19 protein-coding genes are annotated in these 21,175 nt (G+C 63.9%); 10 read left to right on the forward strand and 9 right to left on the reverse strand.

Translation table 11 applies throughout. The annotated features are described in order from the left end of the window. Nucleotides 1-49 precede the first annotated feature (49 nt). The 3 genes from AC1DX0_RS04555 to AC1DX0_RS04565 are packed head-to-tail and all read left to right on the forward strand — an operon-like array spanning nucleotide 50 to nucleotide 2,329. Nucleotides 50-1,132, forward strand: a complete 1,083-nt coding sequence (locus tag AC1DX0_RS04555; RefSeq protein WP_477354383.1) for a fatty acid desaturase family protein — start codon at nucleotides 50-52, stop codon at nucleotides 1,130-1,132. Nucleotides 1,133-1,160: 28 nt separating this feature from the next. Continuing rightward, a complete protein-coding gene (locus tag AC1DX0_RS04560; RefSeq protein WP_477354386.1) occupies nucleotides 1,161-1,472 on the forward strand; it encodes a MocE family 2Fe-2S type ferredoxin in 312 nt (103 codons plus the stop codon). 53 nt (nucleotides 1,473-1,525) lie between these two features. Then, nucleotides 1,526-2,329: a 3-methyl-2-oxobutanoate hydroxymethyltransferase gene (locus AC1DX0_RS04565; protein ID WP_477354388.1), complete on the forward strand. Its 804-nt coding sequence runs from the start codon at nucleotides 1,526-1,528 to the stop codon at nucleotides 2,327-2,329. Here AC1DX0_RS04565 and AC1DX0_RS04570 read toward each other — a convergent pair whose 3' ends face one another. After that, nucleotides 2,330-3,838, reverse strand: coding sequence for an HAL/PAL/TAL family ammonia-lyase (locus tag AC1DX0_RS04570; RefSeq protein ID WP_477224539.1), 1,509 nt, complete (start codon nucleotides 3,836-3,838; stop codon nucleotides 2,330-2,332). Further along, entirely contained in the window at nucleotides 3,835-4,836 is a 1,002-nt protein-coding gene (locus AC1DX0_RS04575; protein WP_477354389.1) for an ornithine cyclodeaminase family protein, read from the reverse strand. The genes AC1DX0_RS04570 and AC1DX0_RS04575 overlap by 4 nt, the downstream gene beginning before the upstream one ends. A gap of 121 nt (nucleotides 4,837-4,957) precedes the next feature. On the opposite strand from AC1DX0_RS04575, the gene AC1DX0_RS04580 reads away from it, so the two are divergent. The 7 genes from AC1DX0_RS04580 to AC1DX0_RS04610 all read left to right on the forward strand — a co-directional run bounded on the left by AC1DX0_RS04580 (nucleotide 4,958) and on the right by AC1DX0_RS04610 (nucleotide 14,307). Beyond that, nucleotides 4,958-6,391, forward strand: a complete 1,434-nt coding sequence (locus AC1DX0_RS04580) for a DHA2 family efflux MFS transporter permease subunit (protein WP_477224541.1) — start codon at nucleotides 4,958-4,960, stop codon at nucleotides 6,389-6,391. Between the two features lie 270 nt (nucleotides 6,392-6,661). Then, nucleotides 6,662-7,648, forward strand: a complete 987-nt coding sequence (locus tag AC1DX0_RS04585) for an ABC transporter permease (protein ID WP_477354391.1) — start codon at nucleotides 6,662-6,664, stop codon at nucleotides 7,646-7,648. An 86-nt stretch (nucleotides 7,649-7,734) separates the two neighbouring features. Beyond that, nucleotides 7,735-8,760, forward strand: coding sequence for a sugar ABC transporter substrate-binding protein (locus AC1DX0_RS04590; protein WP_477224542.1), 1,026 nt, complete (start codon nucleotides 7,735-7,737; stop codon nucleotides 8,758-8,760). Between the two features lie 75 nt (nucleotides 8,761-8,835). After that, nucleotides 8,836-10,959: an ABC transporter permease gene (locus tag AC1DX0_RS04595; RefSeq protein ID WP_477224543.1), complete on the forward strand. Its 2,124-nt coding sequence runs from the start codon at nucleotides 8,836-8,838 to the stop codon at nucleotides 10,957-10,959. Beyond that, nucleotides 10,956-12,005: an SMP-30/gluconolactonase/LRE family protein gene (locus AC1DX0_RS04600; RefSeq protein ID WP_477354393.1), complete on the forward strand. Its 1,050-nt coding sequence runs from the start codon at nucleotides 10,956-10,958 to the stop codon at nucleotides 12,003-12,005. Before AC1DX0_RS04595 ends, AC1DX0_RS04600 begins: the two co-directional genes overlap by 4 nt. Beyond that, nucleotides 12,005-13,501 carry a sugar ABC transporter ATP-binding protein gene (locus tag AC1DX0_RS04605; protein ID WP_477354395.1) on the forward strand — a complete coding sequence of 499 codons (1,497 nt, stop codon included), beginning with the start codon at nucleotides 12,005-12,007 and terminating at the stop codon, nucleotides 13,499-13,501. Before AC1DX0_RS04600 ends, AC1DX0_RS04605 begins: the two co-directional genes overlap by 1 nt. A gap of 398 nt (nucleotides 13,502-13,899) precedes the next feature. Continuing rightward, nucleotides 13,900-14,307, forward strand: a complete 408-nt coding sequence (locus tag AC1DX0_RS04610; RefSeq protein ID WP_477224546.1) for a carboxymuconolactone decarboxylase family protein — start codon at nucleotides 13,900-13,902, stop codon at nucleotides 14,305-14,307. Between the two features lie 9 nt (nucleotides 14,308-14,316). Here AC1DX0_RS04610 and AC1DX0_RS04615 read toward each other — a convergent pair whose 3' ends face one another. From AC1DX0_RS04615 to AC1DX0_RS04645, 7 genes are all read right to left on the reverse strand, one after another. Further along, nucleotides 14,317-15,204, reverse strand: coding sequence for an amidohydrolase family protein (locus AC1DX0_RS04615; RefSeq protein WP_477354413.1), 888 nt, complete (start codon nucleotides 15,202-15,204; stop codon nucleotides 14,317-14,319). Further along, entirely contained in the window at nucleotides 15,204-16,340 is a 1,137-nt protein-coding gene (locus AC1DX0_RS04620; RefSeq protein ID WP_477354396.1) for a vWA domain-containing protein, read from the reverse strand. Before AC1DX0_RS04620 ends, AC1DX0_RS04615 begins: the two co-directional genes overlap by 1 nt. 220 nt (nucleotides 16,341-16,560) lie before the next feature. After that, nucleotides 16,561-17,442, reverse strand: a complete 882-nt coding sequence (locus AC1DX0_RS04625) for an AAA family ATPase (RefSeq protein ID WP_477354398.1) — start codon at nucleotides 17,440-17,442, stop codon at nucleotides 16,561-16,563. Between the two features lie 8 nt (nucleotides 17,443-17,450). Continuing rightward, the gene (locus AC1DX0_RS04630; RefSeq protein ID WP_023779827.1) at nucleotides 17,451-18,455 is read right to left on the reverse strand and encodes a xanthine dehydrogenase family protein molybdopterin-binding subunit; all 1,005 of its coding nucleotides are present in this window, start codon (nucleotides 18,453-18,455) and stop codon (nucleotides 17,451-17,453) included. A 1-nt stretch (nucleotide 18,456) separates the two neighbouring features. Beyond that, a complete protein-coding gene (locus tag AC1DX0_RS04635) occupies nucleotides 18,457-19,824 on the reverse strand; it encodes a xanthine dehydrogenase family protein molybdopterin-binding subunit (protein WP_477354400.1) in 1,368 nt (455 codons plus the stop codon). A gap of 11 nt (nucleotides 19,825-19,835) precedes the next feature. Continuing rightward, nucleotides 19,836-20,318 carry a (2Fe-2S)-binding protein gene (locus AC1DX0_RS04640; RefSeq protein WP_477221825.1) on the reverse strand — a complete coding sequence of 161 codons (483 nt, stop codon included), beginning with the start codon at nucleotides 20,316-20,318 and terminating at the stop codon, nucleotides 19,836-19,838. Nucleotides 20,319-20,379: 61 nt separating this feature from the next. Beyond that, on the reverse strand, nucleotides 20,380-21,174 hold the full coding sequence (locus tag AC1DX0_RS04645; RefSeq protein ID WP_477221826.1) for an FAD binding domain-containing protein: 795 nt from the start codon (nucleotides 21,172-21,174) through the stop codon (nucleotides 20,380-20,382). Between the last annotated feature and the right edge of the window lies 1 nt (nucleotide 21,175).

The following is a 21,175-nucleotide window of genomic DNA, read 5'->3' on the forward strand; positions in this document are numbered from 1 at the left end:
TGCGACAGGAATGCTCCGGCTGGCGGGCCGGAAACCGGAGGTCGGTGTGATGGGCAACAAGCGCGACTACAGCCTGGTCGGCGAAAGCACGCGGGCCGCGATCGAGACCGGCCTGGCCTCGGCCGAGTGGTACCACACCGACGTGCCGCGCAAGGCGATGAAGGAGCTGATGCAGCGCTCCGACGGTCCGGCGATCCGCGACACCATCATTTGGCTCGCCGTCATCGTGGGCTCCGCCGCCGGCATCGTCTGGTTCTGGGGTACTTGGTGGGTGGTGCCGTTCCTGTTCGTCTATGGCTTGCTCTACGGCTCGTCGAGCGACTCGCGCTGGCACGAATGCGGCCACGGCACGGCCTTCCGCACGCGCTGGATGAACGATGTCGTCTACCACATCGCCTCCTTCATGSTGRTGCGCAATCCSGTGMMMTGGCGCTGGAGCCATGCCCGYCACCACACCGACACSATCATCGTCGGCCGCGACGCCGARATCGCSGTCATGCGSCCGCCGGACCTGTTGAAGGCGGGGCTGGCCTTCACCGGCATTCTCGATTTCCGCTATTCGCTGCCGACGCTGGTGCGCCAGGCCTTCGGCACGCTGTCGGAGGACGAGAAGAGCTACATCCCGGAGATGGAACAGCACAAGGCCGTGGTCGTCGCCCGCTGGCACGTCGCCATCTATGTCGCGACGATCGCGCTTGCGATCGCGCTGAGGTCATGGATACCGCTGGTGCTGATCGGCCTGCCGCGCCTTTACGGCACCTGGCACATGGTGACGACCGGCCTGCTGCAGCATATCGGWCTYGCCGACAATGTCATCGACCACCGGCTCAACACCCGCACCGTCTACATGAACCCGATCAGCCGGTTCATCTACTGGAACATGAATTATCATGTCGAGCACCACATGTTCCCGATGGTGCCGTACCATGCGCTGCCYMGGCTGCAYGARYTGATCAAGCACGATCTGCCCGAGCCGAACCCGTCRATGTGGCATGCCTATCGCGAGGTCTGGCCGGTTCTGCTCCGGCAGCTGAAATACGAGGATTACTACCTCAAGCGCGAATTGCCGCCGACGGCCAGGCCTTATCGCGGCGAGTTCCACGCGGTCGATATGTCGGCGGCGGCCGAATAGCGGTCGCGAATTTCCTGAGGAGAACGAGATGGCCGATTGGGTTGAAGCGTGCGCSGTSGAYGACGTCGASGAAGAGGAYGTCATCCGCTTCGAYCATGGCGGMCGCAGCTTYGCGRTCTAYCGCTCGCCSGAYGACGMGTTCTTCGCCACCGACGGKTTCTGCACGCATGAGAAGRCGCAYCTGGCCGAYGGGCTGGTGATGGACGACATCATCGAATGCCCSAAGCACAATGGCCGYTTCAAYTACAAGACCGGCCAGGCCAAGGGCGCACCGGTCTGCGTCAATCTCGCGACCTATCCGGTGAAGATCGAGGCCGGTAAGGTCATGATCCAGATCTGAAAACGTGGCGACCGATCCGGCACCGCGTCAAGTAAGCACAGAGGGACGTTTTCATGAGCCGAAAGAGACCGACCGTCGCCGATCTGCGCGCGATGAAGGGCAAGCGCCAGCTGACCATGCTGCGCGTGCTCAACCTGGACGAGGCGGAGGCCGCCGAGCGGGCAGGGGTCGATATCGTCTCGGTACCGCCCGAACTGGTGCTCAACCCGCAATACCGCGATGCCGCGCCCAGCCTGTTCACCATGCCGGGCGAGAATTTCTTCGAGATCGGCACGGCGGATGATTTCGTCCGCTGGGCCTTCCGGCTCTACAAGGCAAGCGCCGACGCGGTCTATTGCAGCGCCGGCTATGCCACCATCAAGCGCATGGCCGACGATGCTATCCCCGTCATCGGCCATGTCGGCCTCATTCCATCCCGCGCCACCTGGACCGGGGGCTTCAAGGCGGTCGGCAAGACCGCCGACACCGCCCTGCAGGTCTTCGAGGCRGTGAAGCAGCTGGAAGCGGCCGGCGCCRTCGGCGCCGAGATCGAAGTGGTKCCGGTCGAGGTGGCCAAGGCGATCTCSGAGCGSACSTCGYTGATCATGCTGTCGATGGGAGCSGGCACMGGCTGCGAYGCGCARTAYCTGTTCGCCGACGACATTCTYGGCCAGAACCGGGGCCACATGCCSCGCCACTCCAAGGTCTATCGCAAYTTCGCCGCCGAGTATGACCGGCTGCAGGCCGAGCGGGTGGCGGCATTTTCCGAATATGTCGCCGACGTCAACAGCGGCGCCTATCCAGAAGACAGGCACATCGTGCACATGGACCCGACCGAGCTCAGCCTGTTCCTGAAAAAGGTAGACGCAAAGAGCTGATTACTCCAGTTCTTTGCCGAGCTTCGCAGCGCCTTGCCATGTTCCATCGGCGAGCATGGCGTGAAGCACCTCGGCGTCTGCCCCCAGCGGCCGGTCGTCCTTCAGCATCGATACATGCGCGCGCACCGCCGCATAGATCGCACCGGTGCGTGGTGCCAGCGTCAATCCTTCACGCAGGTCGACGGCCTGGGCGGCGGCCATCAGCTCGAAGGCGATCAGCCGCCGCCACAGCGCGATCATTCCGGTGCATTTCGAAACGGCGAGGAGCGACTGGGTCGCGTGGTCCTCGACGCCTTCCGAAACGGGCAGGAAGTCGAGCATCACCGGATTAGCCTTGTGGCGGATGGCGGCCAGGATCGATGTCGCCGTCTTCTGCAGCGGCACGAAACCGGCCGACGCGCCACCGATGGGCGACAGATATCTGGTCAGGCCGTTGCGGCCCGAACCGCTGAGCTGGATGAAGCGGGCGACGCTGGCGGCGGCGCATTGCGCGATCGCCAGGCCGAGCGTCTCGAAGGCGAGCGAAAGGGCGGCCGTGTGGAAATTGCCGGTCGACAGCACCAGTTCGTCATCGCCCAGTACCAGAGGGTTGTCGGCGGCGGCGTTGAGCTCGATCTCGACGGCGCGTTTTGCTTGGCCGATCGCCTCGATCAGCGCGCCATGGATCGACGGCATGCAGCGGATCGACAGCGGGTCCTGAATAGTGGTCGGCGCCGGCGCCTCGTCGCGGGCGAGCAGATCGTGCAGCGCCTTCGCCGCCTCCTGCTGTCCTGCGGCCGGCCGCGCCATCTGCAGGCGAGGATCGAGGATGGTGCGGTTGGCGCCGAAACCTTCCATGGTCAGCGCGCCGGCCTGCTGCTGCTGGGTAAGCGCCGACAGCGCATCCGTAACGCAAAGCGCGCCGCTGCCCGAGGAGACCGCCGAGGCGTTGATCAGCGACAGTCCGTCCTTCGGCGCCAGGCTGATCGGGGCGAGGCGCGCCATCATCAGCGCCTTGACCGCCGGCATGCGTCTTCCCTGGTAGTCGGCTTCGCCTTCGCCGATCAGCACACGGGCAAGCGCGGTCATTAGCACGAGGTCGCCGGCGCCGATCGAGCCTAGCGACGGCATCACCGGATGGACGCCGGCATTGAGCGCATCGACCAGGGCGACAAACACGGCGGGAGAGAGGCCGGAGCCGCCGGCCGACAGCATCGATGCGCGAGCAAGCATAGTGGCGCGGACAGTTTCGACCGGCAGGGCTTCGCCGACGGCACCGCTTCGACCTTCCAGAAGCTGGCGCTGGAAGGCGCTGGCGTCGCCTTCAACGGAGGTGCCGAGATTGGCGCCGAGCCCGGTGTTTAGGCCATAGATCTGCTGGCCGGAGGCGGCGGCCTGGTCGAGCACTTTGCGCGCCTTTTCCAGCCTGCCGATGACATCGGGTCCGATCTCCACCTTGCGCGCCTCGCGGGCGACGGTGGCGACATCGCCGATGCTGACATTGCTACCGGTGAGGACGAGCGCGCTCATGCGAAACGCAGCCTTTGGCCGATGCCTTGCGACTGTGCCTTCGCCAGCATCGCCTTCCCCAGCGCAATRTCGGASAGCGASAGSCCGCGATGCCAGAACAGGATCGTCTCGTCGTCGCTCWGYCGTCCCGGYTTSAGSCCGGCGGCGATCTGGCCGAGTTCGGCATGCAGCGTCTTTTCRCTCAGCCGTCCGGTCTCGACATGSGCGCGCAGCGAGCCGAACTTGCCRCCCTTGCACTGRCCCCAGTCGTCGACGACCATTTTCTGCATGATGTCGGTCAGSGACAGCTCGACCGCGCTCATCGTGCCATAGGGCACAACCAGCGCACCAGGCTTGATCCATTCGGTCTTGAGCAGCGGCTGTGGCTCCGGCAGGCGCGAGGCCTCGACAACGATGTCGGCACCCCTAACGCAGCTCTCCCAGTCGGCAACCGCAGTGATCTTCTTGCCGAGATCGGCGGAGAGTTTGGCGGCAAAGCCGTCGCGGCTTTCCGGGCGGCGCGAATGGACGCGGATCTCGTCGAAATCGAAGAGATGGTCGAGCAGCCGCACATTCCAGTAGGCGGTGCCGCGCGCGCCGATATGGGCGAGCACCTTCGAATTCTTGCGCGCCAGATGTTTGGCGCCGATGGCGGTGACGGCGCCTGTGCGCATGTCGGTGATGACGGTGGCGTCGAGAATGGCGCGCGGCATGCCGGTGCGTGGGTCGAACAGATTGAGGATGCCGAATTCCGAAGGCAGGCCATGCAGATAGTTGTCGACATAGTCGCCAACGATTTTCACGCCCGCCGTGTCGAGCGGCGCCACATAGCCACGCAGGACATTGAAATGACCATGGAAGGAAGGATCCGGTTCGAGATGGACGCGCGGCTCGATCACCGTCTGGCCCTTGCCCTGCGCGATAAGGCCTGCTTCGACAGCGGCAATGATTTCGCCATCGGTCATATCTAGCGCTTCGATGTCGAGGGCATTGAGATAGTCGATATAGATCGCCTTCATTTTACGCGCACACTTTCCTCCGTCGCCCCTTCCATCCCATAGCAGGCCGCGACGCGACACGAAAGTTTGTTGCGCTGTGTCTGGACGCAGCCGGGCAAATGCTGTTCAAACCGGACCCGTCATGACTGCCATTCCCGACACTGAAGCCTTATCCGAAACGGCCACCAATGCGCGGCGCGTGGCGCTGATCGTCGCCATCGCCTTCTTCATGCAGCTGCTGGATTCGACGATAATCTCGACCTCGTTGCCGCAGATGGGTGAATCCTTCGGCGTACCGGCGGTGGCGATGAGCATCGGCATCACCGTCTATATGCTGACCATGGCGGTCTTCGTGCCGCTGTCGGGTTGGCTCGCCGACCGCTTTGGTGCGCGCAACATCTTTCTCGTGGCGATCGCGCTGTTCACGCTGGCCTCGCTCGCCTGCGGCTTTTCGCAAAACCTGACCCAATTTGTCGCCGCTCGCGCCGTGCAGGGGCTGGGCAGTGCGCTGATGACGCCGGTCGGCCGCATTCTTGTCCTGCGCAACGCCTCGAAATCCGAGCTGCTCAACGCCACCGCGCTGATCACCTGGCCGGCGCTGTTCGCGCCGGTGGTCGGGCCGGTGCTCGGCGGTTTCATCACCACCTATCTGTCCTGGCACTGGAATTTCTTCATCAACATCCCGCTTGGGTTGATCGGGCTGGCGCTGGTCGCGCGCTTCATCCCCGGCGATCGCGAAGCCGATCCCAAGCCGCTCGACTGGCCGGGTTTCGTGCTGACATCGGCGGGACTTGCCCTGCTGCTCTATGGCTTGGAACGCATCGCGCATCCTGAGGATGGCGTGCTGGCGACGGTCCTGCTGATCGTGGCGGGCATCGTCATCGGCTGGCTGGCGATAAGGCATCTGAGCCGCGCGGTGTATCCGCTGCTTGATCTCTCCTCGTTCAAGGTACTGACCTTCGCCATCTCGACGCTTGCCGCCGGCACCATCTTCCGCGTGGCGATCAACGCCACGCCGTTCCTGTTGCCCCTTTTGTTCCAGGTTGGCTTCGGCCTCTCGCCCGTCGATGCCGGCTTGATGATCCTGGCCTATTTCCTCGGCAATCTCGGCATGAAGACGGTGACGACGCCAACGCTGCGGCGTTTCGGCTTTCGCTCGGTGATGGTGGTCAACGGCATCATTGCCTCGGCCTCGATCATGGCTTGTGGAGCGATCTCGCCGCAGACACCGCAAGCGCTGGTGGTGGCGCTGATGCTGATCGCCGGCCTGTCGCGCTCGATGCAGTTCACGGCGCTCAACACGCTGGCCTTCGCCGATATCGATGCGGCGCAGCGCAGCTCGGCGGCGACGCTGTCATCGATGCTGCAGCAGGTGGCGATGCTGTTTGGCGTCGCGGTCGCGGCGGCGATCCTCAACCTGTCGCAGATCGCCAGGGCGCAGCCGGCGCTCGACCTCGTGGATTTTCGAATCGCCTTTCTGGTGATCGGCGCCATCGGGCTGGTGGCGGCGCTGCGTTTTCTGGTGTTGCCGCCCGCCGCCGGGGCAGAGGTTTCCGGCCATGAAGCTCGGAATTGAAATCGAGTTTCCTCGCTTGATGCGGAGATAAATTCCGCCTCATCCTTTCGCCTTGATACAGCGCTTTCGCGAATGGCTGCGATGGCGCAATCGATTGCCAAAAAATACAGGAGTTTCCGCGCATTGCGCCAGTTTTGGCAATCGATGCGTCCACTCGGCAAATATCGACACCAAGGCTCGTTCTGAACGCAGATTCATTTGACGAACTGGCGCCGAGGCGATTAGCTCTGCGTTCGGGATGGCAGCGCTGCCATCGGGGCAAATGCAGACATGAACGCGATTGGCTGGCTAAATCTCAGGAGCCTGAATCAGGAAGGCATTGTCTTTGCCATCGCGGTGGTGCTGTTCGTTGCCGCCGCCATTGGCCTGCCGGGCTTCATCGACCCCAACAACCTCGTTGCCATCGTCCGCTCGGTGTCGGTGCTGGGCATATTGGCGCTCGGCATGGCGGTCGTCATCATCGGCCGCGGCATCGACCTGTCGGCGGTGGCCATCATGGCGATGTCGGTCGCCTGGTATCTGCAACTGCTCAACACCGGCACTTCGGACGGGCTTGCCTTCGCCTATGTGCTGGCCGGCGTGCTCGCCATCGGCCTGCTCAACGGCTTTCTCGTCGCCTATGCTGACGTGCCGGCGATTTTCGTGACGCTGGCTACCGGCTCCTTCGTCTTCGGCTATGTCCGCTCGCAACTGATCACGCAGGATGCGGTGCCGGTGCCGCAGGGCCATTGGGTCGAACTGCTTGGCGGCCTGCGCTTTCTCGACATTCCGATCGAGGTGTTCGTTTTCGCCGGGCTGGCTTTCCTGTTCTTCCTCTTCCTGCGTTACACCAAATGGGGCCGCTACATCTATTTCGCCGGTGACAATCCGGTCGCGGCCCGCAACATTGGCATTCCGGTGCGGCCGATGCTGGTGCTGCGTTATGTGCTATCGGCTTTCGTGGCGCTTATCGCCGGCCTGCTGACGGCGGCCAGTCTGCACTCGATCAACACCCGCATCGTCAACTCGACGCTGCTCTACGACATCGTGCTGGTGGCGGTGATCGGCGGCATCGGCCTGTCSGGCGGSMGSGGCGGSGTGCGCAAYGTGCTGGTCGGGGCGGCTCTGATCGGTATCCTGCTCAACGCCATGACCATCATCGACATTCCGCTGCTCTACCAGAACCTGATCAAGGCGGCGATCCTGCTCGGCGCCATCATCGTCGACGGCATCATCAATCCGCGTGACGAACAGACCGCGCAACAGGGTGACATTTAGAGCAGATGGGCTAGCCCATCTGCTCGGGGTACCCGGTGCGATCGCGACGATCGGCCGGCAATGAAAACCGAACCAGAGGACGTGACATGAGACTGATCAAGACACTTATGGCCGCCGCGACGGCGCTCGCCGTTACCGCCTTCGTGGCGCCGACCTTCGCCGCCGACGATCCCGGCCCGGCCGCCTACGCGCAGGCGCTCAAGGGCAAGCGCGTCATGCTGGTGCCGCTGGCGATGGGCTTCGACCTCGCGCAAGGATGGGCGCACTATCTGAAGAAGGAAGTAGACGCCTGGGGCGGCACGTTCGAGACGCGCGATCCGAACTGGGTGGTCGATGCCGGCGCTCAGGCGATCACCGACGCGATCTCGTCGGACACCAGGCCTGACGTGCTGATCATCCATGCGCCGGACCTCAACTCCTATTCCAAGCTGATGAAGAAGGCGCAGGCCGCCGGCACCTATGTGATCCTGGTCGACAATCCCGCCAACTTCCCGGCCGACGCCTTTGTCGGCAGCGACTGGGATCGGCTTGGCCAGCTCGAGGCCGAAGCGGCGATCAAGGGCTGTGGCGAGAACTCGTCGAAGAAGATCGGACTGGTGCAGGGCGACCAGGCGAACTCGTCGAGCCTCTATCAGTATGCCGGCATCATGAAGGTGCTAGACAAGCATCCCGACTTCAAAGTGGTGGCCAAGCCCGACTCCAACTGGGACGCGACGACCTCGCGCAACGTGACGACGACAATGCTGCAGCAGAACCCGGACATCTGCTCGATCATCGATTTCTGGGATGGTGACGCCACCGGCGCATCCGCCGCGATCCGCGACGCCAAGCTCGATGGCAAGGTGTTTCTGGTCACCACCGGCGGCGGCGAGAAGGCCGCCGATTGCGACAAGCTCGCCGATGGAACCTATGGCGCGGTCGTCATGACCGATCTTGCCCGCCAGTCGGGTGACATGAACGCCATCATCAAGTTCCTGCTGCAGAGCGGCCAGCCGGCCGGCACCTCGCACACCTACATCTACACGCTGGAGAAGGCGACGACCAAGGCAGACCTCAAGCCCGACAGCTGCTGGGACCTGAAGGCGCTGCAGGCCGAAGCGGCGGCGAAGTAAGCCACGCCGTCGAGTAGACTCCACGAGGTGGCCGGATCAGTTCGGCCACCTCTTTCTCTTGAGCAGCGGCAGCCAATGTCCTTTCGCGAACGCCTCCAGTCCTGGCGCTACAATCTCGTGCCCGACCATCTGGTCGGCGAGATCCTGACCAAACGCTGGACCGACAACGCCATTCCGTTCCTGGCGCTGGTGGTGACATTGGCGACCTTCGGCTCGGTCATTCCGGGCTTCTTCAAGCTGAACGCGCTGCAGGAATCGACCCGCCAGCTCGGCGAGTTCTCGATGGTGGTCACCGGCATGACCGTGGTGATGCTGGGTGGCGGCATCGACCTTTCGGTCGGCTCGATCTTCGCGCTGTCCTGCTTTTCCGCCGTCTATGTCTTCTTCATCCTCGAACAGTCGATCTGGCTGGCGATGGCCGCATCGCTCGCCACCGGTCTCATCTTCGGCGCCATCAACGGCTACCTCGTCGGTTACCTCCGCCTGCGCGCCTTTCTCACCACGCTSGTMACYTTCATTTTCGGRCGGGCGCTSTTYGACATCCTGGTCACCACCTATGCCGCCGACGTGCAGCTCTCGACCGCCACCTCGGATGTGCTCGATTTCATCGGCGACAGCACGTTCTGGGGGCTATCCGTCTCGGTCTGGCTGGCGATCATCCTGGCCATCGTCACCCATATCGCGCTGACGCGCTCGCGGCCCGGCTGGCACGTGCTGGCGGTTGGTGGTTCCCGGCGCTCGGCGCACAATGCCGGCATTCGCGTGCGCCGCACCGTCTTCATGACCTATGTCTTCTCCGGTTTCTGCGCCTCGATCGGCGGCTTCCTCATCGCCTGCCGGCTGAGCGGGGCAGGGCCAGGCACAGGCCTCAACCTCGAAATCATGGCGCTGACGGCAGCGGTGGTCGGTGGCGTCAGCCTGGGCGGCGGCCGCGGTTCGGTGATCAAGGGGTTGATGGGCGCCATCATCGTCTTGACCATGACCAACGGGCTTATCCGGCTGGGCTACGGCACCGGCACCAACCAGATGGTGCTCGGCATCATGCTGGCGGTGGCGGTGACCATCGACATCCGCTGGCTGAAGAACCGCCACAAGGTGTTGAACGAGGTCTATGTCGCGCCGGTCTATCTCAAGATGGGCGAGACGCAGTCGGCGGTGCCGGGCTCCGGCACGCCCTACGAACTCGACAATCGGCTGTCGGCCGCCGACCATATCGGGCTTGGCGAGCTGGAAGGGCCGGAGGACGTCATCCTCGACCGCGACGACCATCTGTATTGCGGCACGCGCCATGGCGAGATCGTCCGCTTCTTCGCACCGGACTACGTCAAATCGGAAGTGTTTGCCCATATTGGCGGCTTCCCGCTGGGGCTGGCCTTCGACAAGTCAGGCAATCTCATCAGCTGCGTCGGCGCCATGGGGCTCTATTCCGTGTCGCCGGATCGGGACGTAAAACGTCTGTCGGCCGAGACGTCGCGCTCCTGGACCTCGATCGTCGACGATGCGCGACTACGCGATCCCAACGACTGCGACATCGCACCCGACGGCCGCATCTATTTCACCGACTCGACGAAGCGCTATGACGCCCATGACTGGGCGCTGGACTCGATCGAGAACCGCGCCACCGGCCGGCTGCTGGTCTATGACCCGAAGGACGGYTCGACGAAGACGYTGCTYGACGGCTAYCGCTACACCAATGGKGTGTGCATGGCGCATGACGGCAAGTCGCTGTTCTTCGCTGAAAGCTGGGCCTGCCGCGTGCATCGCTACTGGCTGGAAGGGCCGAAGGCCGGCACAGCCGAATGCGTCATCCGCGACATGCCGGGCTATCCCGATAATATCAACCGTGCTTCGGACGGCAATTACTGGATGGCGTGGCTCGGTATGCGCACGCCGAGCTTCGATCTGTCGCTGCGTCATCCCGACATGCGCAAGCGCATGACGCGCCGGCTGCCGCAGGACGAGTGGCTGTTTCCCAACATCAACACCGGCGGCGTGGTGAAATTTACGGAGAAGGGCAGCATCGTCGAGGCGATGGGCGACCTCTCAGGCGGCGCGCATCCGATGGTCACCTCGATGCGCGAGCACAAAGGTTTTCTCTTCGTTGGCGGCATCCTCAACAACCGCATCGGCCGCTACAAGATATCAGGCGCCGACCCGAGCTGGACCAGCCCCGCTTCCTATTGGGGAGCGAAATCATGATCCTCGATCCSATCCTGGACMTGTTTCGCGGCAAGGCGGTGACMATCCCGCCGCTMGACGGCGCYTTCCGCCCCAACACGCGGCTGGATGATGCGCCAGCTTTCGCTGAGTTGAGCGAGCCGGACAATCTGCTGGCCGACGGTGACCGGCTGCTCGCCTCCAGCGGCAACACCATCTATTCGCTTGCTGCTGGCGCGGCACCCGAGGTTGTCGAGACATTTCCATCTCCCGTCACCGCGTTGGCGCTGTCGCCGTCGGGCGAACTGACGGTGGCGCTCGAAAGCGGCAAGCTGCTGGTCGCCGGCAAGGAGTTTTCGCTGCCGTCCAAAATCCGCTGCATCACAGCACTTGCCTATGCCGAGGACGGCACGCTGTGGCTGGCCAATGGCTCGGCCGAGCATGCGCCATCGCAGTGGGCCGCCGATCTGATGAAGAAAGGCGCGTCCGGTTCGCTTTGGAAACGGGACGCGGCAGGCGGCGAATTCCGCAAGGTGGCCGGCGATCTCGCTTTTCCCTATGGGCTCCATCCGGTCGGCGGTGATGTGTTGGTCAGCGAGAGCTGGCGCCATCAGCTCATCCGCTTCGATGGCGCGACTGGCAACCGCCAGACGGTGCTGACGCATCTGCCCGGCTATCCCGCGCGGCTGGCGCCGTCCGCCGATGGCGGGGCATGGCTAACCTTGTTCGCGCCGCGCAACCGGCTGATCGAATTCGTGCTGCAGGAGACGCACTACCGGCAGGACATGATCGACCAGGTGCCGCCGGCCTACTGGATCGCGCCGGCGCTGGCCTCCAGCCGCAGCTTCCTCGAGCCGCTGCAATGCGGCGGTATCAAAACCATGGGCATCCACAAGCCATGGTCACCGAGCCGTTCCTATGGGCTGGTGGTAAGGCTCGACCAGAAGATGCAGCCGCAATTCAGCCTGCACAGCCGCGCCAACGGCACGCGCCACGGCATCTGCAGCGTGGCGGAAAAGAACGGCCGGTTGTTCATCGCTTCCAAGGGCGGTGATTGCGTGCTGGCTGTCGACGCGGGAGGTTTCTGATGGAACCGATCGTTCGCCTGGAGAATGTCACCAAGAACTATCGCGGCGTTCCCGCTGTGAAGAATGTCAGCTTCGAATTGCGCAAGGGCGAAATCCATGCSCTGCTCGGYGAGAACGGCGCCGGMAAATCGACGCTGACCAAGATCATCGCCGGKGTCGTCGACGCYACCTCGGGCAAGATGTTCCACAARGGCCRGGAGATCGCTTACGCCTCGCCGCATGCAGCCCTTGAAGCCGGCATTGCCATGGTGTTCCAGGAGACCAGCCTGGTGCCATCGATGACGGTGGCGCAGAACCTCTATCTCGGTACTGAAAAATTCCTCAACCGGCTGCGCGGCACGTATATTTCAGCACAGCAGTTCTTGCAGTCGCTGAATTTCCCGGTCGATCCGAACGCCATGGTGGCGACGCTGGGTGCGGCCAAGCGGCAGATGGTCGAGATCGCGCGCGCGGTGCACCATAATGCCGAGATCATCATCTTCGACGAGCCGACGGCGACGCTGACGCCGGAGGAGAAGCGCCACTTCTTCGCGCTTATCCGGCGGCTGAAGGCGAGCGGCGTGTCGATCGTCTTCATCAGCCACGCGCTGGAAGAGGCGCTTGCCATTGCCGACCGCATCACCATTTTGCGCGACGGCGAGCTTGTCATCACCGACGATACGCCGGCCTTCGACCGCGACAAGATCGTTGCCGCCATGGTCGGGCGCACACTGTCTGGCCAGATCTACCGCCAGCGCGACGAGGCCAAGCTGCGCAAGGCCGGCAAGAAGGTGCTGTCGGTGCAGGACATTTCGATGAGCAATGTCGTGCGCAACAATTCCTTCTCGATCTTCGAGGGCCAGATCACCGGCGTGTTCGGGCTGATCGGCTCCGGCCGCACCGAGACCTTCAAGATCGTGTCGGGCATCTACAAGCGCGACTTTTTGCGCGGTGGCGCGATCGAGCTCGACGACAAACCGGTACGCTATCTCGTGCCGAGTGAAGCTGTTGCCGACGGCATCGTCTATGTCACCGAGGACCGCAAGAGCGAGGGCATTTTCGAGACGATGGGCATTGCCGAGAACCTGTTTGGCGGACTGCTGGCGGCAGGGCGCGAAAAGGCCTGGGTGATCAACCAGCAGGAGATGCGGCAGCTGTCGGCGGAGTGGACGAAGACGTTGAACATCAAGACGATCAACGACAATGCGCGCGTCGTCGAGCTGTCCGGCGGCAACCAGCAGAAGGTGGTGATCGGCAAGGGGCTGGTGCAGCAACCGCGCATCGTCATCTTCGACGAGCCGACGCGCGGCGTCGATGTCGGCGCCATCGCCGAGATCCACCAGATCATCAACCGGCTGGCCGATGAGGGMTTGGCCGTSGTSGTYATCTCGTCYTACYTGCCGGAGATCATGAACYTGTCGGAYCGGATTCTGGTGTGCCGGCARGGGCGTATCGTTGAGGAATTCTCGCCGGCGGAGGCGACGGAGGAGAAGATCATGTACGCCGCGGTGCATTAGGTTGCTGGCCGGTGAGGCAAGGCGGATGATCGCACCGTTGGATCGAACACTGGAGATTAGCCGAGGCATTCGTCAATTCGTCATCCACGGGCGGAGCAAGGAGCGTAGCGACGCGGCGCAGACCCGAGGATCCATGCCGGGACTCGGATGCGCTGGCACGGTACAGAATTCTGCTCCGCTGCACACTCCGATAGACGTCACGGAATGGATCCCAGGGTCTCCGCGACGGAGCTTCGCTCCTGCTTCGCCCTAGGATGACGAAGGTGAGGTGCTTCGGCCAACCTCCACGGTTCTGCGCTAATCTGCAGCGAAAACTGAATCAGAAGAGCCGATTAGCCATCTTTGTTTGAGACCTGATTCAACGACCTAATTCATCGATCGAAACGAAAGGAAACGCCATGGCCACCACAAAACTCCTGAGCGATGCCGAGGTCGAAAAGATCCCGGCCGTGAAGGCGGTGTTCGACGATATCAGGGCGGCGCGCAAATCCGACTTCGTCAACAATTTCTGGCGTGGGCTGGCCAATGATCCGGCGTCGCTGAAGCGGGTGTGGGAGCAGCTGAAGGCGGTGATGGTGGCGGATAGCGCCATCGATCCGCTGACCAAGGAAATGATCTACATCGCGGTGTCGACCGCCAATGGCTGCTCCTACTGCGTCCACTCGCATACCGCCGCAGCGCGCGCCAAGGGCATGAGCGATGCGCAGCATGGCGAGCTGGTGTCGATCATCGGGCTGGCCGGCCAGACCAACCATCTGGTGACGGCGATGCAGATCCCGGTCGACCCGCAATTCGAGGTGAAGTGAGGCGGCGCGTTACACCGGCCGATAAACTTTCTCCGCCGTGTTCCAGAAAATATCGACCTCGGCCGCCGCGCCGTGCTTCGCCACCGCATCGCGGTGCGCCTTGATTAGCTCGGCGTGGCTGGTCCACAATTTCTCGATCGGGAAGTTCGAGCCGAACATCAGATGGTCCGCGCCCAGAATGTCGAGCGCGTTGTCGACGATATAGGTGATCAGCGCAGGATCGTTGCGGTGGACGAAGGTGCCGAGACCGGACAGCTTGGCGTAGAAATTGGGCGCGGCTGACAGCGTGCGCAGGCCGGCCTTCCAGGCTTCGGTGGTTTCCGGCTCCATGCCGGTCAGCATGCCGGCATGGGTGAGGATGAAGTTGGTTAGCGGGTTTTCGCCGACCAGCGYYAGYCCGTCCTTCATCTGGGCRGGGAARAGCTGCAGGTCGAAGGACAGGCCATAGTCCTTCAACCTCGCCACATTGGCGCGCACCTTGGGGTCGATGACCTGGTCGGCAGAGGCGGCGAAGCGGAAGGCCGGCGTCTCGTGCCAATGAAGTTGCATGCGCACGCCGCGCAGCAGSKKRTATTTCWTCAGCCGGTCGATCTGSGGCCTGAYATCGTCCACSGTCATGTCGGYATAGCCGACGATGGCATGCGGCCAGCCGGTCTCGTCAGCGTTCTTCTGCAGAAAGGCAACTTCCTTCTCGAAATCCTCCTTGGCCCAGTTGGTCTGGACATAGACGGCCTTCTCGACGCCTGACCCTTTCTGGTCTTTGAGGAATTCGCCGATCGGATAGTCGCGGCGGATCGGCTCGTAGGGGCCGAAGATGCGCGGCACCATCGGCCCGACCAGCCAGGGCTGGTCYTGTTGSCGCCAGATGTGGAAATGCGCGTCGATSGCYTTCTGCATCACGAAACCCTYTTCCAGRTTGTCGATGCCGCTGGGGCAGGGTGGGCAAGCGACAGGATGAAATCGGTGAGGCCGGCGAGCGACGAGCCGTCGACCAGATCGTCCAGGTCAGGCAGGATGGCGCGGAGAGCAGCCGTCACTGGGCGAAAACGCGGGTCGCCGGCCAAGGGTGTGGCCAGTGACAGCCGGAAGGCGCGGGCACTCAGGCGGCGCATCGCCATCTCCAGTTCGGCATGGTCGCCGCGCTCCAGCGCATCGGACAGGATGACGACCGCGGCGCCACGCGCGAAGGACGAAAAGCGCGGCACGGAGAGGAAAGCCAGCAGCGTCGGTCCCATGCGGGTGCCGCCGTCCCAGTCGTCGACCTGGGCGGCCGCGCGCGCCAGCGCCTGGTCGCGGTCGCGGATGCGCAGTGCCGAGGTGATGCGGGTCAGCCGCGTGCCGAAGGTGAAGATCTCGGCGCGATCCGCGCCCTGCACGGCGGCATGCGCCAGCTTGAGATAGTCCGCTGTATGCAGTTTCATCGAGCCGGAGACGTCGATCAGCAGCAGCAGCTTGCGCGGCACCGTTTGGCGGCGGCGCAGCAGCGGCGAGGGGACATCGCCATCGGCGCTGACGATTTCGCGCAGCGAGCGGCGCAAATCGAGCTTGCCGCGCGAATGGGTGCGCACGGTACGGAAGGAGCGGCGGGCTGGCAGGGCGGAAGCGAGGTTGCGGCGGAAGGCGGTCAGCCTGTCGTCGTCGCGCTGGAAATCGCGGGTGCTCAACTGCTCCAGGGCGGAGGACAGCTCGCCGCCTTCCTGGCTGTGCTCGACTCCAATCCGCTCGTCGTCGGCGCCGTCATTATCCTTGATGCGGGTTTCTTCGTCGGCGTCGCCTTCGATTACGGCTGAAGTGTTGCCATAGAAATGGCTCTGGAAATGCGCTTCGAATTCGTCGCGGCGGTCGGGGGGTGGCGCCAGCGTGGCAAGGGCGGCCTCGCGGATATCGGCCATTGAGCGGGGGCCGAGCAGGGTCACCGCCTGCATGAAGCCGGAGACCTGTTCGGGGGCGATGGCGAAGCCGTAGCGGCGCAGCAGGCGGCCGAAGCCGAGCAGGGGGGCTGCGGCGCGGGGCAAGCTTTCTTCCCGCATCATTCTGTGTCGCCCCGCTCTGTCCTGCCGGACATCTCCCCCTCAAGGGGGGAGATTGGCAGCTTCGAGGCTTCGCTCAGTTCTGCCTCGCTGGAGATTAGCGAAAGCCGAAATGACAGCAAATCTCCCCCCTTGAGGGGGAGATGTCCGGCAGGACAGAGGGGGGTGCTGTCCYGCCAGCGTTGCGGAATGAACGGGGAGAAGCGGTCGCTAAGATCCCGCATCACGCCAGCGCCTCCTCGACAATCCGGCCAAGCTCCGGCGCGATATAGGACAAATCCTCCTCATCCTTGATCAGCACACCGATGGCGCGGCGGAAGGCTTCGGGCCACGGGCTGCCGCCCTTTTCGAGGATGGTGGCGGCGTTGGCCCATTCGACTGCTTCGGCGATGCCGGGGGGCTTGGCCAGCGGCCTAGCGCGAATGCTCTGTACGGCTGCCGCCACGGCGCGCGCGGTGGCCTCTGCCACATCGCCGGCGCGCAGCATGATGATGGCGGCCTCGCGCTCGGCGTCGGGATAGCCGATCCAGTGGTAGACGCAGCGGCGCCGCAATGCCTCAGCGAGCTCACGGGTGCGGTTCGAGGTCAGGATGACGATCGGCTGCGCAGCAGCGCGGATGGTGCCGCGTTCGGGAATGCTGATCTGAAAATCGGAGAGGAACTCCAGCAGTAGCGCTTCGAATTCGTGATCGGAACGGTCGATCTCGTCGACCAGCAGCACGCGCTGTTCCGGTGCGCGCAGCACCTGCAGCAGCGGCCGGGCGATGAGAAAACGGTCGTCATAGATGTCGATTTCGTGTTCGCCGGCATGGCGGATGGCGAGCAGCTGGCGCTGGTAGTTCCACTCGTAGAGCGCGTGCGCGGCRTCGATGCCTTCGTAGCATTGCAGCCGCACGAGATCGCGGCCGAGCAGCTGGGCGATCGCCTTGGCSGCYTCSGTCTTGCCGACGCCCGGYGCRCCTTCGAGCAGCAGCGGCTTGCCSAGCCTGATSGCCAGGAAGATGGCGGTSGCCAGGCTKTCRTCRGCSAGATAGCGCGAGGCGGCGAGATGCTGCGCCACCGCCTCCGGCGAGGTCGCGACAGTCTCTGCATTCACTCCAGACATCTTGTCTCTCAATTCGCCGCTTGCGCCTTSAGCGCGCGCAAAATGCGCTCCGGCGTGATCGGCAGYGTGTCGATGCGCACGCCGACGGCGTCGAAGACGGCATTGGCGACGGCGGGGATTTGCGGRTTGGCRCACATTTCGCCCGGTCCCTTGGCGCCGTAAGGCCCATCAGCCGAAGGCCGCTCCAGCACGATGATCTCGGTCTCGGCGAGATCGCCAGGTCCCGGCATCAGATATTGGTTGAAGTCGGTGCCGCCATGGTCGCGGTTGGGATAATAGGGCTCGGTCGTCTCGTAGAGCGCGTGGCTGATACCCATCCAGGAACCGCCGACGAGCTGCTGCTCGACCATTTTCGGGTTCAGCGCGCGGCCGATCTCGAAGACGTTCTTGACCGTCAGCACGGTGACCTCGCCGGTCTCGTCGTCGACCTCGACTTCGGCCACGGTGCAGGCATGCGCGTAGCAGGTCGACGGCTTCATCGCGCCGGTCTCTTTCTCCGGATAGGAGCGCGGAATCAGGAACATGCCGCGGCCTGAGATGGAGCGGCCGCGCTTGAAATGCGCCGACAGCGCGACATCGAAGATCGAGATCGATTTTTGCGGCGCGCCCTTGACCAGTATGTTGCCCTGGCCRTCGGTCTCGAGGTCGGAGGCATTCACCTCCAGCTCTTCCGCCGCCACTTCCAGCATCACCTGGCGCGCTTCCTTSGCYGCCTGGATGACGGCATTGCCGGCGCGGTGCGTRCCGCGCGAGGCAAACGTGCCCATGCAGTGCGGACCTGTGTCGGTGTCGGCSGTGTCGACGACGACGCGRTCGGTCGGCACGCCGATCGTCTCGGCGCAGATCTGCGCCATGATCTGCTTCATGCCCTGGCCGAGATCGACCGAKGACARMGTCACCATGAAATTGCCGGTCGGKGTCGAATGCACCAGCGCTTGCGTCGGGTCGCCGCCGAGATTCATGCCGGTGGGATAGTTGATCGCGGCAACGCCGCGTCCGCGCCGGATCGCCATCTCAAGCTCCCTTCACATAGGAGGACATCGCCATGTATTTCTCCGCCACCGGCCAATTGGCGGCGCGCGAGGCTTCCTGCATGCATTCGATCAAGGCTGCGCCCTCGGTGGGCTGGCGATGCGCCTTCATGTCGCCGTCGCGATAGGCGTTGATGAAGCGGAATTCGAGCGGGTCCATGCCGATCAGCCGCGCCAGCTTGTCCATCTGCACCTCCAGCGCGAARTCGCCGATGGTGACGCCGAAGCCGCGCATGGCCGACGACGGCGTGCGGTTGGTGTAGACGCAGTAGGTGTCGATCCAGACATTGGGGATGGTGTAGGGGCCGGGATAGTGCCCGGCACCCTTCTGCGCGCCATAGGGCGAGTGGCGCGAATAGGCGCCGGCATCGGTGTAGCCGGTAACCTTGCGCGCGATGATGCGGCCGTCCTTCATCACGCCGTCCTTGATGACGACCTTTTCGGCGGCGCGCGGTGACGAGATCTGCATCTCCTCTTCGCGGCTGTAGATGAAGGACACCGGGCGGCCGGTCAGCTTGGCGCCGAGGATGGCGATCGGCTCGACGATGACATCGACCTTGCCGCCAAAGCCGCCGCCGACGGTGCCACCGACGAAATGCAGCTTGCTGCCCGGCATCTGCAAGATGATCGAGGCGTTGTCGAGAGTGAAGAACATCGCCTGTGTGTTGGTGTAGCAGGTGAAGCGGTCATTGCCCTCGGGCGCCACCACGCAGCCGGTGGTCTCGGTCGGTGCATGCTCGATCGGCGAGGACTGGTAGCTCTGTTCAAGGATGTGGTCTGCGCCGGCAAAGCCCGCCTCGACATCGCCGAAGCGCACCTTGCGGCACTCGCCGCTGTCATAGAGGTAATAGTTCTGGCCGTGATATTCGTTGACCAGCGGCGCGCCGGGCTTCAGCGCTTCCTCCATGTCGAAGACGGCCGGCAGCACCTCGTAGTCGACCTTGACCTTGGCGGCGGCCTCTTGCGCGGCGCGTTCGGTCTCGGCCAGCACCGCCACCACGGCCTCGCCCTTCCAGCGCACCTTGCCGTCGGCCAGCACCGTCTCGTCCTCCGGCCCGATCTGAATCAGGATCAGGATGGTGTAGACATTGTGCGGCACGTCCTTGGCGGTCAGCACCTTGACGACGCCCGGATGCTTCTCGGCCTCCGATGTGTCGATCGAGCGAATGCGGGCGTGATGGTGCGGGCTGCGCACCATCTTCAGGTGCAGCATGCCGGGAAAGTTGCGGTCGGCAAAAAAGGCGGTCTTGCCGGTGACATGGCCGGGTGAATCCGAGCGCGGCCTCGGCTGGCCGATCTCGTGCAGATCGTCCTTGCGCWSATCGGCGAAGTAGTTCTTGCGCAATTCCATATTGTTTCCCCTCAGGCCACGTTCTGCGAATTGGCGCGGGCGGCAGTGAGCACCGCCTGGATGATCGGCTCGTAGCCGGTGCAGCGGCAGATGTTGCCCGACAGTGCCTCCACCACCTCGTCGCGGCTGGGGTTGGGCGTGTGGTCGAGAAGCACCTTGGCGGCCATGATCATGCCTGGGGTGCAGAAGCCGCATTGCGTGGCGAAGGTGTCGAGAAAGGCGCGCTGCAAGGGATGCAGGACGCCACTTTCAGACAATCCCGACGTCGTGGTGATTGTTGTTCCATTGCAGGTTTCAGCCAGCGTCAGGCAGGACAGCCGGAGCTCACCGTCGATGATAACGGAGCAGGCGCCGCAGGTGCCTTGGTGGCAGCCGCCTTTCGGCGAGGTGTCGCCGATCTTGTCGCGCAAGGCGTTGAGCAGCGTGGTGCCGCTGTCGATGAATTCGGCTTTCTCGGAGCCGTTGAGCGTGAATTGAACCGGGACCTTCGCCATGTTTCCTCCTTGCGCGCCTGTCCGACGGATCGGACAGACGCGCGCCCCCCAACGGTTGATTTCAGGTCAGCAGCAGCCGGCCGAGATGGACCGGCAGGACTTCAGCGCGATACCAGGCGCTGGCGATCGGATCGGTGATGGGCGCGATGCCTTCGGTGGCGGCGGCCAGCGCTGCCGCGATGCCGTTTTGGTCGAGCGACTTTCCCTTGAGCGCCTTTTCCGCCGCCTTGGCGCGCACCGGCCGGTCGGCCATGCAGCCAAGCGCGATCCGCACGGAGGACACGGTGCCGTCGGCAGCCTGTTCCAGAACGGCGGCGATGCTGAGCACCGAGACGCCCTTGGGCTTGACCCGCGACACTTTCAGGAAGCGGAAGCTGTCGACCTTCGGCAGCGTGAAGCTGACTGAAATGACGATGGCACGGCTGCCGTCCCGCCCGGCCAGGAAGGTACCGATCGATGTCTCTCCATCCTCGGTGCCGACCGTGGCATCGAGCGCCAGCAAGGCAACGGCGAAGTCGCCATAAGGCGCCGGCGCGAACAGATTGCCGCCGACGGTCGCCATGTTGCGGATTGCCGGGCCGCCGACGGCGCGTGCGGCCTTGGAGAGCGTGCCGAGGTCGGGATGGCCCGCGATCGCCGCCATGGTCACCGAGGCGCCGATGCGGACCTTGCCGCCGGCGACCGCGATGGCCGACAGGGCCGGATCGGTCGACCTGACAAGGCCGGAGACCGAGACATCGCCTTCATTGGCCGCGCGCACGACCAGCGTGCCGCCGCCGAGATAGCGCGTGCCCTGGGCTTTCAGTGCCGCGTTCGCATCTTTCACCGTTGCGAAAGTCTGGAGTGCAAGCGTCATG

This window comes from Mesorhizobium sp. P3_A9 (assembly GCF_056402975.1).